The 12,890-nt window shown below is 56.3% G+C and carries 14 protein-coding genes; 12 read left to right on the top strand and 2 right to left on the bottom strand.

Annotation, left to right across the window (positions count from 1 at the left end; all coding sequences use genetic code 11):
- Nucleotides 1-67: 67 nt before the first annotated feature.
- From CVV30_09755 to CVV30_09700, 12 genes are all read left to right on the top strand, one after another.
- Entirely contained in the window at nucleotides 68-601 is a 534-nt protein-coding gene (locus CVV30_09755; protein ID PKL68205.1) for a transcriptional regulator, read from the top strand.
- A 45-nt stretch (nucleotides 602-646) separates the two neighbouring features.
- Nucleotides 647-2,128 (top strand): argininosuccinate lyase, encoded by a 1,482-nt coding sequence (gene argH, locus CVV30_09750; protein PKL68523.1) that lies wholly within the window; start codon nucleotides 647-649, stop codon nucleotides 2,126-2,128.
- A gap of 8 nt (nucleotides 2,129-2,136) precedes the next feature.
- A complete protein-coding gene (locus CVV30_09745) occupies nucleotides 2,137-3,363 on the top strand; it encodes a Glu-tRNA(Gln) amidotransferase GatDE subunit D (GenBank protein PKL68204.1) in 1,227 nt (408 codons plus the stop codon).
- Complete coding sequence (locus tag CVV30_09740) at nucleotides 3,353-5,209, top strand: Glu-tRNA(Gln) amidotransferase GatDE subunit E (GenBank protein PKL68203.1); 1,857 nt, start codon at nucleotides 3,353-3,355, stop codon at nucleotides 5,207-5,209. Before CVV30_09745 ends, CVV30_09740 begins: the two co-directional genes overlap by 11 nt.
- Before the next feature lie 83 nt (nucleotides 5,210-5,292).
- On the top strand, nucleotides 5,293-5,619 hold the full coding sequence (locus CVV30_09735) for a hypothetical protein (protein PKL68202.1): 327 nt from the start codon (nucleotides 5,293-5,295) through the stop codon (nucleotides 5,617-5,619).
- Between the two features lie 123 nt (nucleotides 5,620-5,742).
- Nucleotides 5,743-6,099, top strand: coding sequence for a hypothetical protein (locus CVV30_09730; GenBank protein ID PKL68201.1), 357 nt, complete (start codon nucleotides 5,743-5,745; stop codon nucleotides 6,097-6,099).
- Complete coding sequence (locus CVV30_09725) at nucleotides 6,086-6,613, top strand: nitroreductase (GenBank protein PKL68200.1); 528 nt, start codon at nucleotides 6,086-6,088, stop codon at nucleotides 6,611-6,613. The genes CVV30_09730 and CVV30_09725 overlap by 14 nt, the downstream gene beginning before the upstream one ends.
- A 13-nt stretch (nucleotides 6,614-6,626) precedes the next feature.
- Complete coding sequence (locus tag CVV30_09720; GenBank protein PKL68199.1) at nucleotides 6,627-6,965, top strand: hypothetical protein; 339 nt, start codon at nucleotides 6,627-6,629, stop codon at nucleotides 6,963-6,965.
- Nucleotides 6,962-7,861, top strand: coding sequence for a sugar kinase (locus CVV30_09715; protein ID PKL68198.1), 900 nt, complete (start codon nucleotides 6,962-6,964; stop codon nucleotides 7,859-7,861). Before CVV30_09720 ends, CVV30_09715 begins: the two co-directional genes overlap by 4 nt.
- A gap of 2 nt (nucleotides 7,862-7,863) precedes the next feature.
- Entirely contained in the window at nucleotides 7,864-8,520 is a 657-nt protein-coding gene (locus CVV30_09710; GenBank protein ID PKL68197.1) for an ATP-binding protein, read from the top strand.
- Nucleotides 8,520-10,331, top strand: a complete 1,812-nt coding sequence (locus CVV30_09705) for a DUF2070 domain-containing protein (protein ID PKL68196.1) — start codon at nucleotides 8,520-8,522, stop codon at nucleotides 10,329-10,331. The genes CVV30_09710 and CVV30_09705 overlap by 1 nt, the downstream gene beginning before the upstream one ends.
- A gap of 169 nt (nucleotides 10,332-10,500) precedes the next feature.
- Nucleotides 10,501-11,277, top strand: coding sequence for a hypothetical protein (locus CVV30_09700; protein ID PKL68195.1), 777 nt, complete (start codon nucleotides 10,501-10,503; stop codon nucleotides 11,275-11,277).
- A gap of 171 nt (nucleotides 11,278-11,448) precedes the next feature.
- On the opposite strand, the gene CVV30_09695 is transcribed toward CVV30_09700, so the two are convergent.
- Both CVV30_09695 and CVV30_09690 read right to left on the bottom strand, forming a co-directional pair.
- A complete protein-coding gene (locus CVV30_09695; GenBank protein PKL68194.1) occupies nucleotides 11,449-12,267 on the bottom strand; it encodes a two pore domain potassium channel family protein in 819 nt (272 codons plus the stop codon).
- A gap of 180 nt (nucleotides 12,268-12,447) precedes the next feature.
- Nucleotides 12,448-12,885 carry a hypothetical protein gene (locus CVV30_09690; protein ID PKL68193.1) on the bottom strand — a complete coding sequence of 146 codons (438 nt, stop codon included), beginning with the start codon at nucleotides 12,883-12,885 and terminating at the stop codon, nucleotides 12,448-12,450.
- Nucleotides 12,886-12,890: the final 5 nt, after the last annotated feature.

Genomic DNA, 12,890 nt, shown 5'->3' with positions numbered 1-12,890 from the left:
CGATTTACAAAAATACTGGACAAGACAGAAAAAATTAATCTGCAATTAACCTGATTGTATCTATTATATGGCACAGGTGGACCCAATCGACCGGCTCATGCGCGCAGCATTGATCTCGGATGAGGAGTTTGTGACCACGCTCAATGATCTCCTCAAACACGACCTGCGCATCAGCGTGCGGGAGCTCTCGGAAAAGAGCGGGATTGCCCAGAGCTCGCTCTACAAGATCATGCACGGGAAACGATCCCCAAACCTTTCCACGCTCCGGGCAATCATCCATGCCCTGCGACAATTGTATCACGTGGGCGACGAGGCATTCATCGGCCTTATCGCTGCACGGTCGGTGCTTGAGAGCGTTGAGGAGCGGGTGACCGATATCGAAGGACACCGCATGCGGGTGCGGGAATACCCGGTGCACACGATGGAAGATGCGATTGTTGCGGCAGTCCGGGCAGAGCGTGAGGGTGCGATCGCCATTGTCTGCGCTCCTATTGTATCCAGTGTGATCGAACAGCTGGTCCGGGTTCCCGTGGCAACGATCATTCCCCGGGAATCGGTCCAGGCAGCGATCGAACTTGCGGCTAAAAAGGCGTGGATTTAATCAGTCCGCCGCCCAAAAAGAGAAGTACTATTGGTGGGTGAAAAGATGCGAACCGATGTTGTAAGGCTGGGACGCCTTTCAGGAGAGAGGTCCGGAGAGATGATGCACTTTCTCTCCTCGATGGATGCCGACCGGCATATTGCCGATGCAGATGTGCTCGTGGATATCGCTCACGTGCTGATGCTGGACAAGCAGAAGATCATTGACCACGATATCACCCGGCAGCTCATCCCGGCACTGCTGGCACTGTTCGATAACGGTATTCCCGAAGAGGTCTTTGATGACCGGTTCGAGGATGTGCATGCCGGGATCGAAGCCATGCTGATCGAGTCGGTCGGCGTAGATGTCGGCGGACGGATGCACATGGGACGGTCCCGCAATGACGAGGTTGCCACCTGCATCCGTATCAAACTGCGCGATGAACTCCTCAAGCAGATGGCAGCGCTCTTAAAAGTGCGCGAAGTGCTTGTTGCCATTTCCGAGAAAAACAGGGATACGGTCATGCCGGGTTTCACCCACCTCCAGCATGCCCAGCCCACCACCCTTGCCCACCACCTGCTCGCTTACGAGCAGATGTACTCCCGGGATTTCGACCGGCTCAAAGATGCGTACGTGCGGGTGAACCTCTCCCCGCTCGGCGCAGCAGCCTTTGCCTCCACCGGCTATCCCATCAACCGCGAACTCACCGCACGCCTGCTCGGGTTCGACGGCCTTGTCACCAACACGATGGACGCAGTGGCCGGGCGGGACTTTGCGCTCGAAGTGCTTGCCGATCTCTCGATCCTGATGGCCAACACGAGCCGGCTCTGCGAGGAACTGATCATCTGGAGCACCTCGTTTGTGAAGTTCGTCTCGCTCGACGATGCCTTCTGTTCAACCTCATCCATTATGCCCCAGAAGAAGAACCCGGATACCGCCGAGATCATGCGGGGAAAGAGCGGCTCGGTCTTTGGCGCGTACTCAGCCGCCATGATGACCGTCAAGGGACTGCCCATGAGTTACAACCGCGACCTCCAGGAACTCACGCCCAATATCTGGCGGGCCATGCATGACGCGAAAGTCTGCGTGCGGCTGCTCGTCGATATGCTCGCGAGCGCAACGTTCGATACGGAGCGGATGAAGGAGGAAGCGGGCAAGGGATTTTCCACCGCAACCGAACTGGCCGACACGCTGGTGAGGAACTATGGCCTGCCGTTCCGCACCGCCCACAATATTGTTGGCCGGGCCGTGCAGAAGGGCAGCCTCTCGCTGGCAACGCTGGATGAGGCGGCAAAAGAACTCGATGCCGGCATCTCGCTTTCCGCGAAAGGGCTCACCCAGCAGAAGATCGATGAGGCGCTCGATCCGGTCCACTCGGTTGCGCTGCGAAAAGCGCCCGGGGGCCCGGCACCGTTTGCAACAAAGATTGCTCTCGATGAACGCCGGAAACAACTCGATAAGGATTCCGCACTGATCGACGAACGGCTGGCAAAACTGGCAACAGCAAAGGACGAGCTCATCAGGGATGCCCGGAGGCTGGTAGCATAACCAACGCAATGAAATCCGGCGATCTCGTGTCCTGCGAATACGGGGGCAAGACCCACAAGGGGATCTTCATCACGAGCCGGGACGGCATGGCTGTAGTCAAGCTCAGCTCGGGCTACAATATCGGGGTGCCGCCGGTATCCTGCACCTGCATTGAACAGGCAGTCCCGACACCCCCGCGATCCCGCGAAGTGAAAAAAACCGAAGGACTGCCGGAACTTTCGATCATCTCGACCGGCGGAACGATTGCGAGCCGGATCGATTACCGGACCGGCTCGGTCTCCAGCCAGTTCGATGCGAGCGATATCCTGACCGCGATCCCCGAACTTGCGCAGATTGCCAATTACCGCACGCTCCCGCTCGCCGCAATCCTCTCAGAGAATATGACACCGGCGATCTGGCAGGAACTTGCCCGGGCGATCCATGCGGAGATCAAAAACGGCGCAGCTGGTATCATCGTCACGCACGGCACCGACACGATGGCCTACAGTGCGGCTGCGATCAGTTTCATGCTCGACACGCCCGTCCCGATCATCTTTGTCGGCTCGCAGCGTTCCGCGGACCGGCCGTCCAGCGACAATGCGATGAACGCAATCTGTGCCGCTGCTGCAGCAACCAGTGAACTGGGCGAAGTTGCAGTCGTCATGCACGCAACCACCAACGACGACACCTGCGCCATCCATAGGGGTACACGAGTACGAAAGATGCACACCTCACGCCGCGACGCGTTCCAGAGCGTGGGCCTTCCGGCCATCGGCTCGGTTGCGTACCCGTCCCGCACCGTAACACTTACACCGGATGCAGTCCGGCGCGGCAGTTGTAAACTCGCACTCCGCGACCAGCTCGAACCGCACTGCGCACTTCTGCAGTTCTACCCGGGCATGTCACCGGACCTGATCAACGCCTATGCCGGCTACAAGGGCCTCGTGCTCTCGGGCACCGGTCTCGGGCATGTCAGCACGCTGCTCATCCCGGCCATAAAGAAGCTCATCGAGGCGGGCACGCTCGTTGTCATGACCTCGCAGTGCATGCATGGCCGGGTCTGCGACCGGGTCTATGATACCGGGCGCGACCTTCTCAACGCGGGAGTCATCGAAGGCGGCGACATGCTTCCCGAAGTGGCGCTCGTGAAGATGATGTGGGTGCTGGGCAACGAGAAAGACAGGACAAAAGCGGCGGCGATGATGCAGAGCGATTGCAAAGGCGAACTGAACCGGAGGTCTGCTCATGGATTATAAGGCGCTGGGACTGGTTGCGGGCATCGAGATCCACCAGCAGCTGGATACTAAGGAGAAACTCTTCTGTCACTGCCCGACCCTGCTCCGCGAAGTTACCGAACACAGCGGGGAATTCTTCCGCTACCTCCGGGCAACCGAGAGCGAGATGGGCGAGATCGACCGGGCAGCTAAGGAAGAGATGAAACGCGACCGGAAGTTCCTGTACTCTACGTACGATACCACGTGTCTTGTCGAGAATGATGAGGAACCCCCGGCACCGCTCAATGATGAGGCACTCTCGGTCTGCCTGACGATCGGCAAGATGTTTGGTATGACCCCCATCCCGCAGATCCACACGATGCGCAAGCTGGTCATTGACGGCTCGAACACGAGCGGGTTCCAGCGCACGGGTCTTGTCGCGGTAAAAGGAATCCTCCCGAACGGCGGGGAGATCGAGACCATCTGCCTTGAAGAAGAAGCGGCGCAGCGGGTAAAAGACGATCACTTCTCGCTCGACCGGCTGGGCATCCCCTTGATCGAGATCACCACCTCGCCCTGCATGCACACACCCGAAGAGGTGCAGAAGATGGCCGAGTATATCGGCATGGTGCTGCGCTCCACCGGAAAAGTCAAGCGCGGGATCGGCACGATCCGGCAGGACGTGAATATCTCGATTGCAAGCGGTGCCCGGGTTGAGATCAAAGGCGTGCAGGAACTCGACCTGATTGCAGAAGTCGTGAAACGCGAGGTCCAGCGCCAGCAGGCACTGCTTGCGATCCGCGATGAACTGCGGGCGAAGGGTGCATCGGTTGCCCATGCGACGGCACAGGACGTGACCGGACTCTTCAAAGACACGAAATCAACGGTCCTGAAAAAGGCCAAGCGGATCTCTGCGATCACGCTCAAAGGATTTGCCGGGATCGTGGGTCGCGAGATCCAGCCGGGCCGCCGTCTCGGCAGTGAGATGTCGGACTATGCCAAGAAATGCGGGGTGGGGGGAATCTTCCACACCGATGAGCTGCCTGCATACGGTGTGACGGAAGAGGAAGTCGCGATGCTGCGCAGCCACATGCACGCGGAGGCAGGGGACTGCGTGATCATTGTCTCGGGAGCTAACGAGAAGCAGGCGGCCTGTGCCCTCAGCCAGGTCGTCATCCGGGCCGGCATGGCACTCTCTGATTCTCCGGTACCGGAAGAGACGCGGAAGATGCTGGAAGAAGGCAGCACCGCGTACATGCGCCCGCTGCCCGGCGCAGCGAGGATGTACCCGGAGACGGATGTCCTGCCGGTCGTGATCGGGGAAGAACGCTGGAAGGCAGTCACCGTGCCGGAACTGCTCACGCACAAGGCCGAGCGGTACGCAAAGGACTATGCGATTGACCTGAATTACGCGCTCCAGCTGGCGGCATCTGACAAGCTGCCGCTGTTTGAACGGGCAGTCAGCGAAAAGATCAAGCCCAAGCTTGCGGCATTCACCATCCTCTCCACCGCAACCGAACTCCGGCGCGAAGGCGTTGATGTGCGTGCGGTAACCGATGAGAGTTATCTCGCGATCTGGCATGCCGTGGAGACCGGGCGTGCAGCAAAGGAAGCAATCCCCGATCTTCTCCGCAGTATCGCTGCCGGAAGTACCGTGGATGCTGCCCTCGCCCAGCTCGCGCCTGCGATCTCGCGCGCAGAACTCGAGACCGTCGTAAGAAAGATCATCGCCACCCGTTCGGACTTTGTTAAGGAAAAGGGAAAGGCCGCACTGGGACCGCTCATGGGACTCGTGATGGAAGAGGTCCGGGGCTCGGTTGACGGCAAGCGGGTCAGCGAGATCTTACGAAAAGAGATCGATGCGGCAGTTGCCGGCAGGAAAGAATAATCCTCTCTTTTTTTCCCTGCACGCCCGGATGCAGGCGCGAACATTTATGAGTGGTGGGACAGAATTAGATAAGGAGTTTAATTATGGGCAAGACAGGAACAACAATATGGGCACAGATTAAGGGAGTAAAAGGTAAGATCAGGCTCGTCCCGAAGAAGGAAGGACAGGCAAAGACTCCCGGCCCGAACCAGCGATTCAAGGCAGGCGCAAACGTCAAGCAGGTCGACGCCATGGCAGAAGCAATGCAGGGACGCGGCGGCAAGCGTGGCGGCGGCAGGCGCGGAGGCAGCAGGGGCGACAGGTCCGGCGGCTCCGGTTTGAACGAGTCAACGGCAAACCCGATGATCCGCAGGCGCATGGCCCGGCCCAAGGTGTCCGCGCTCGGTGCAAAGGCAAAATCTGCACGGTAATATAACAATACGCCCGTGCCGGGTGGATAAAAAAGATCCACCCACCCTGGTTTTTTGAATTGATTTTTTGCGATCTATTCCGTCAAGGATAACTATCTTTTATCCATAACAACTATGGTGAGTATGGATCTCAAGACTGCAGTCAGAAGTTACCAGTTCGGTGAAAAGGCAAAATCCGAACTGATTATTATATCCCAGTTAAGTATCGCACTGACCGGGTTCTCAGAACAGGAGCGGGCCGGGGGAAAACGGATGCTCATCATGATGATGGACCAGGTCCGTAACGAGCTCCAGTTTGCCTTCAAGAGCACCGGGCAGAGCGAATTCCAAAAAGCGATCAATGCGCTCTCGGAAGCGATCTCGCTGGTTGAGAGCAACGAGTTCGACCAGGCATCGCAGAAGGTTGCCGCTGCAATCAGCTCATCCACTACGCCTGCGCAGGAAGCATGGCAGGTACTTTCAGAACATGGACTCCTCTGAATTTTTAGGATTTTTAACCAGCCGTTCGTCGGTGCGCGAGTACAGTGACGAGCCCCTGACCCAGGAAGAGATCGATTATCTCGTGACCTGTGCAGGTACCGCACCGAGTGCCGGGAATCTTGAGTCCTGGGACGTGGTCGTGGTCACGGATGAAGAGACAAAAGCTATGCTGGCCGAAGCTGCGCTCGACCAGGAGCATATCGAAAAAGCGCCCGCGATCTTTGTCGTGTGTGCCAATTATGTGCGGGGGATGTCGCGCTACGGGGACCGGGGAATCCTGTACGGGCTTGAGGATGCAACGATTGCCTGCACGTACATGATGCTTGCCGCCCATGCACGCAAACTCCAGTCCTGCTGGACCGGCGCATTCGATGACGAGGAAGTACGCACCGTACTCTCGCTGCCCCCACACATCCGCCCGGTCTCCCTGCTTGCCGTAGGAAAAGGCCACCCGCCGGCACAACTGAGCGGGCGCATGGCAGAAGGAGAGCACGTGCACCTGAATACGTGGTAAATGGAGAGGAAAAATGCCAGATTATCTTGTAACAATTGAATCCGCTTGGCTCGTTCGCGATGTCAAGACGCTGGATGACGCGATCGGGATTGCCATCAGTGAAGCGGGAAAACGCCTGAATCCCCAGGCAAAGTACGTTGAAGTCGAAGCAGGATTTTTAGCCTGCCCCTACTGCGAAGAGACGCTCTCAAGCGCAATCGTTGTGGCAGATACCGCCCTTGTCGGGCTCGTGCTGGAGATGAAAGTCTTCCGCGCCGAGACACCGGAACATGCCGGCCGGATCGCCAAGCAGACGATTGGAAAAGCCCTGCGGGATGTTCCCTTAAAATTATTGGACGTGCAGGAACAATGATCCATATTGTCGGGCACACGGCTATCGATCATATATCCCGGGTAGCCCACCTGCCCGAAAAGAACTGCTCGACCCATATCTCTGACCGGCAGATCTATTTCGGCGGCGGTGCGGCAAATATTGCAGCAGGTATCGCGATGCTGGGCGAGAAGGTAACCTTAGTCTCCTGCATTGGCGATGATTTTACCGGCAGCGACTATGATCGCTGGATGCATAAACTCGGCATCGGTCAGCAGTTCTTTGCGGTGCCGGGCACCCATACCCCGACTGCGTTTATGTTCACCGATGATTGCGGCGACCAGATGACCTTTTTCGAGTGGGGGGCTTCAAAGGCATTCGCGACTTCCGATGCGCCGTCACTCCCGTTCGTTCACATGGCAACGGCGGATCCAACGTTCAACTGCCGGGTTGCGGAGCGAAGCGAGTTTGCCTCGTTCGATCCCGGGCAGGATGTTTTCTATTATTCCAGGGAACAGCTCGAGACGATCATCACCAATATCGATGTACTCTTTGCCAACCAGCACGAGGTAAAACAGATGTGCGGGACGCTGGGTATCACCCGCGAAGCGCTGATCGGCCAGGTGGACACGGCAATTTTCACCATGAGCGGGGACGGGAGCACGCTTTATACAAAAGGCAAGGAGCATTTCGTGCCGGTAGTCCCGGTCACGCTTGCCGATCCAACCGGTGCCGGAGACGCGTACCGGGCCGGGTTCCTCTCGGCATACGTACGCGGGTATACCCCGGTAACGTGCTGCAAGATCGGCACGGTCACGGCATCGTACGTGGTCGAACACGTTGGCTGCCAGACGCACCTGCCGGACTGGAACGCGATGAAGATGCGGTACCAGCAGCATTTCGGTACCCTTGAGACGCCGGGAAAGACAGGAGTATAATCATGAGCTGGGCCGCACTCACTTCCGGGGGAAAAGACTCGATCCTGTCGTGCCAGAAGGCCATCGACAGCGGAAAGGATGTGCGGTACATGGTGACGGCCCGCCCCGAGAACCGCGACTCGTACATGTTCCATTCAGCCAATCTCGATGCAGTCCCGGTTATGGCAAAAGTTGCCGGTATGGAGTACATTGAGATCGCAACCCACGGGCGCAAGGAAGATGAACTGGCAGATCTCGAAGCCGGGCTTGCCGCACTGGATATCGAGGGCGTAATTGCCGGCGCGGTTGCATCGGAATACCAGGCAGTCCGGGTGAAGACGATCACCGACAAACTCGGCGTTGAACTTTTCACGCCGCTCTGGCACATGGATACCGAACTCCTGCTGAAGGAAGTGGCGGCCCGTATGGATGCCATGATCATTGTCACTGCCGCAGAAGGACTTGACGAGAGTTTTCTCGGGGCGCATTTCAACGAGGATCTCATCAGCCGGCTCAAACGGGTCGCTGCTGCCCGGCGGATCAATCTTGCCGGCGAAGGCGGGGAGTACGAGAGCCTCACGCTCAATGCGCCATTCTTCTCCCGGCCGATCACTTACACGAGTTCAGAGATCCGGTCGCTACCCGACCGGCATGAACTGGTGCTCGGGGGTTTTTCCTGATGGGACAGGACAGTGATGTGAAACTGGGGCAGCTCTCCCGGTATATTTTCACTGCTCCTTCTGCACTCAGGTCCTTTTTCCTCATCGTTATCCTCGGCCTTATCATCGATGGGGCCAGTGCCCGTTCCTGGTTAAACCTCCCGTTCACCAGTAATATCGGCTTTACCCTCCCGACCGTGCTGAGCAGCAACCTGTTCTTCCTGCCGGAAAAATTCCTCTTCTCCGGAACTCTCGCGTTCAGCATACCCGCAATCGCGGCCCTGCTCCTGACAAAGCCCATGATTGAGTACAGTGGCAAGACCATGACCTGGAACCGGTCCGGGCTTCTCGCGCTCACCTGCACGGTCTTTGGCGTGATCATCACCCTTGCTGCACTGTTATCCTCAGTTTCCTTCATTCCCCTCTTCTATGCAATCTCGCTCGGGTTTATTTTCGGTCTTCGTCTTTTAGTCCTTGTTGCGATTGCTGATTACCGGGTACCGAGAATGATCCTCCCTGCCCTCACCCAGAGCGGTGTGGGTATCCTGGTGGGAATGTTTCTCTTCACCCCCTCATTTGCAATCTTAGCGCTGGTCCTCCACCTCGTCTTCGGGCTGGGTTTTGTGATCCTCATCTGGATGATAGAGCGCCCCCTCAAGCGTGCCTTCAAAATACGGGGCCTTGCTTTCATCAACGCGTTTATTGCCCACATGACCGACGGTTCGAAGGGAATGGAGGACTTTTTCCGGGAGATTGGGGAAGAGATCTTTGTCCCGCAGGTAAATTTCTTCTTCCGGCGCGAAAAGGGAACGCCGGTCCTGTTTACCGTGCCGAACCTTCACCCGGGCCCCATGGGCGAGATCGGCGGGGGAAACCTGCCCAAAGTATTGCATGACAATTTCCCCGAAGAGACGCTTGTCCCTCACGGGTGCGCCACCCATGACTTCAATCTCGTGTCGGAATCCGAGATCAACAAAGTGATCGATGCGGTACGGAAATCGCGCAATGACCTGTCGTATGCAGGGACCGCAGGGAGATCCGGGCGCCTGACGGTAGGTTCTGTCCAGGTGCTCTACCAGCGGTTCAGCGACTCCGTGCTGCTCGTCACCACCCGCTCGCCACAGCGGACCGAGGACCTGGATTTTTCCATTGGATCCACGATCATGGCAGAAGGCCACCGCTGGTTCCCCCATGTCGCCCTTGTCGACGGCCACAACTGTATGACCGATCTTTCGTCGCCAATCCTTCTTGCAACCCTGACGGCAACCGAGTACCAGCGTGCGGCATTTAATGCAATGGAAATATGCAGCAAAGCTCCTCTCCTCCCCCTGAGCATGGGGGTATCCCACGTGACCCTGCCCTACAGCCGTGAGCAGGGATTCGGGGACTTAGGAATCCAGGCACTGATCACGGAGGTGGACGGGCAGCGGACTGCCTATGTGCTCATCGATGGCAATAACATGGCCCAGGGAGTGCGTGAGGTGCTGGTTGAGCAGATCCTTACGCTTGTCGATCATGCAGAAGTCATGACAACGGATTCCCATGTCGTCAACACGATAACCGGGAAAAATCCTGTCGGCATGCATGTCCCGGTTGCAGAGTTCCTGCCATTCGTCATGCAGAGCATCCGGGACGCAATCAGCGACCTGTCACCCGCTGAAGTGGCCGCGAGCACGGCGCACTGCGAACATGTGGTTGTCTTTGGCTCGAACCGGATTTCCCAGCTGGCAAGCACGGTCAATGCGATGCTCGTATTTGTCGCCCCGCTCTCGCTTGCCATGCTGCTGCTCGCATTCCTGCTCTCGCTTGTCGCCTATGCAGTGATGGCATAGACTTCAACCCTGATTGTCACGATGCATCCCTCTTTTTTTTACCGGTTCATGCCGACCACAAGATATATCCGAAATACTTCGGTTACTATTCTCTAAGCAAAGGAGGATGACAAGACCACTGAAGTGTTTGGTAAGGATAAGTATCGCCGTCGGAATTCCCGTATGAGAGGTGATTGAAGTTCATTTCGCCACACTCAATGAGATCCGCTGGATTGGTGTTGACTTAAACACCACGGGCCACGTGGCAGTTGCCGCAGACCCGCTGAGCGGAAAGATCCTGAAACTGGGGAAAAGTATCCATCATACCCACACGCACTCTGTCAACAACTGCACAAAATTCTGGAAAGAAGGAAAACTCTGGAAATTAAAAAAATTAAAAACCCGGGAACGAAAATCATTCAAAGCAGCCCTTGCCGCCATAACACGGCAGATCGTCAACTTTGCCGAATCCATGGGCACCGGCATCAAATTTGAGAAGCTCTTTTCGAATCATTACACCCGTCACGAACAAAATGTCCGGGAGTATGAATTCACGTTCGACAATGGATCGTTTTTCACGCTCCAGAAAATGGTTGAACAGCGGGCGCACAACCGGGGAATTCCTGTTATTTACGTAAACCCGGCCTACACGTCCAAACGCTGCTGCCGGTGCGGGGAATTTGGCAGGAGGTTTCGCAAGCGGTTCGAGTGCCCGCACTGCGGGTATGTGGTGCACGCCGATGTGAATGCGGCATTCAATATTGCGACTACGCCCATCAGGTGCACCCCGCTGGATCTTTTTGCAGCGGAGGAAGACCGGGCATTCCTGCTCTCGAAAAAGCAGATGCGCAGGATGGCAAAAGCCGAGGCCCGGCGCAGACCTGCACTTTCGCCTGCCCCGGTCGTATCGGTGATCACGGAAATGGCAGCCAGGGAAAACCTGCTCGCGGTGCTGGAACTGGGATAATTTTTTTTCAGCTTCGTCAAGTAAATCTCTGGTAACGGAATTTTATGCGGACGGCCAGACAGGCAATCGTGCCATGCATTCCGGACAGGGACAGGTTTGATCGTGATGGCACTGCAATTGGGGGAGTTAACGAAAAATAAAAAAAATGGATAAGTCCTGGTTGGCGTTCGATCACTGCACGATTGCACTTGCATGCGCATCGAACGGGTTCGTTCTCATTGCCAGCGAGAAGAGGTACGGGTAATGTTTTTTGAGATGTTGCATATAGACCAGCCACTCCACCACCAGCTGACTGTACACGCGGGTGATATCACCGGATAAATGATTATAATCGGCTTGCGGGAGATCCACCAGCCGTTCCCGGGAGATCAGCTCTTCTGCCAGGTGGAAAACGGCGTGCATGAGATCGGTGAACCGGTCATGTTCGTAGAGTTGGGGATTTTCCAGCAGGGCCAGCATGAACCCCTTGTGATGCGAAAGGAAACCATGTAATTCCTCAAGCGGGAGAGAACGGCTGTCCAGCTGGAATGAATGATCCTTTAAAAGAGCATGTGCTTTTTTAAAATCCTCATCGGACCAGGTATTTGAGACGAGCAGGGCAGACCGGATTTTTTCAACACCAGTATCATGGACACTGAATTTTCTCAGCAGCCGGGTACCCACTTCAGAATAAAAAATCCCGATGATCATATTCAGTTTTGCCAGCCGTTTTTCCCGCTCGCGCCGTTCGAGGATAAATTCAACCGCATCTGCGGCCAGGCCGAGAAAACAACTTACCCCGGCAAGAATGATCACCATCACCAGCAGTTTACCCACGGTTGTGAGGGGATAGATATCCCCATATCCGACGGTAGTCAGGGTAACGACGATAAAGTAGAATGCATCTACCGGAGAGAGGTGTTCAACGGCCATCATCCCAATGGCACCTCCCAGGACTACAATCAAAAATATGGTCAGGTAAATACGGAGCCTGAGCGGAAGTGGTTCCATCAATCACATTCTTCTGTTATACGTAAAAAAGAAATCCTTTGATTCGTGGTAATACCCCCGACCAGATTCCTGACAATAAGTTAGAATCTTTTTCAATCCGCGCCCCTTGCCGATGTTTTTACAGTCTTCCGGACCCCGGCAATGCGGGAGGCCGGAACATTCCTGAAAAAAACCGGGTGGTCAGATTTTTTTACCGAAATATGCATCTCGCACAAGATTTGCTTTTTCGAGAGCCCATTTCTCTAAACCCATCTTCCGGATCAATGCCAGGTTGTACACCTTGAGGTTGTGCGGGACCCCGGCAGGTAGGTTCGCCGATGGCTGGAGCCTGTCGCACGGGAAGTCTGTGCAGTCAGCACAGGTCCCAATGTCTTTTGCGATGACACAGGAGTAGGTCTCACACTGTTTTGCGCCGTGCTTCCGCCCAAGCGGACAGACACCGTTCACGCTCCGGCAGCCGCCGCATGCTGCATCGTTATAGTTCACGCTAAGGTTTACCATGATCTGTTTCCGGATCTCTTCGTCCAATTGTGCCAGGTGCACCGGGCAGTTGAAGCAGTCGAGGCCGCACGGGGCGGTCATTTCGCGATAATCTGTTGCATTGATTTCTTCTTTCATGCACG

It is taken from the genome of Methanomicrobiales archaeon HGW-Methanomicrobiales-1 (assembly GCA_002839675.1).
In the GTDB taxonomy this organism is placed as follows: domain Archaea; phylum Halobacteriota; class Methanomicrobia; order Methanomicrobiales; family Methanospirillaceae; genus Methanoregula.
Note: the sequence above shows the minus strand (reverse complement) of the source record. Positions and strands in the feature narration are given on the sequence as shown.

Bases quoted from the DNA above. Each gene is read 5' to 3' on its own strand.
- CVV30_09710 (PKL68197.1), top strand. From the start codon at position 7,864: ATGAGCTGGGCCGCACTCACTTCCGGGGGAAAAGACTCGATCCTGTCG.
- argH (PKL68523.1), top strand. From the start codon at position 647: ATGCGAACCGATGTTGTAAGGCTGGGACGCCTTTCAGGAGAGAGGTCC.
- CVV30_09725 (PKL68200.1), top strand. From the start codon at position 6,086: ATGGACTCCTCTGAATTTTTAGGATTTTTAACCAGCCGTTCGTCGGTG.
- CVV30_09695 (PKL68194.1), bottom strand. From the start codon at position 12,267: ATGGAACCACTTCCGCTCAGGCTCCGTATTTACCTGACCATATTTTTG.
- CVV30_09755 (PKL68205.1), top strand. From the start codon at position 68: ATGGCACAGGTGGACCCAATCGACCGGCTCATGCGCGCAGCATTGATC.
- CVV30_09730 (PKL68201.1), top strand. From the start codon at position 5,743: ATGGATCTCAAGACTGCAGTCAGAAGTTACCAGTTCGGTGAAAAGGCA.
- CVV30_09715 (PKL68198.1), top strand. From the start codon at position 6,962: ATGATCCATATTGTCGGGCACACGGCTATCGATCATATATCCCGGGTA.
- CVV30_09735 (PKL68202.1), top strand. From the start codon at position 5,293: ATGGGCAAGACAGGAACAACAATATGGGCACAGATTAAGGGAGTAAAA.
- CVV30_09690 (PKL68193.1), bottom strand. From the start codon at position 12,885: ATGAAAGAAGAAATCAATGCAACAGATTATCGCGAAATGACCGCCCCG.
- CVV30_09705 (PKL68196.1), top strand. From the start codon at position 8,520: ATGGGACAGGACAGTGATGTGAAACTGGGGCAGCTCTCCCGGTATATT.
- CVV30_09745 (PKL68204.1), top strand. From the start codon at position 2,137: ATGAAATCCGGCGATCTCGTGTCCTGCGAATACGGGGGCAAGACCCAC.
- CVV30_09740 (PKL68203.1), top strand. From the start codon at position 3,353: ATGGATTATAAGGCGCTGGGACTGGTTGCGGGCATCGAGATCCACCAG.
- CVV30_09720 (PKL68199.1), top strand. From the start codon at position 6,627: ATGCCAGATTATCTTGTAACAATTGAATCCGCTTGGCTCGTTCGCGAT.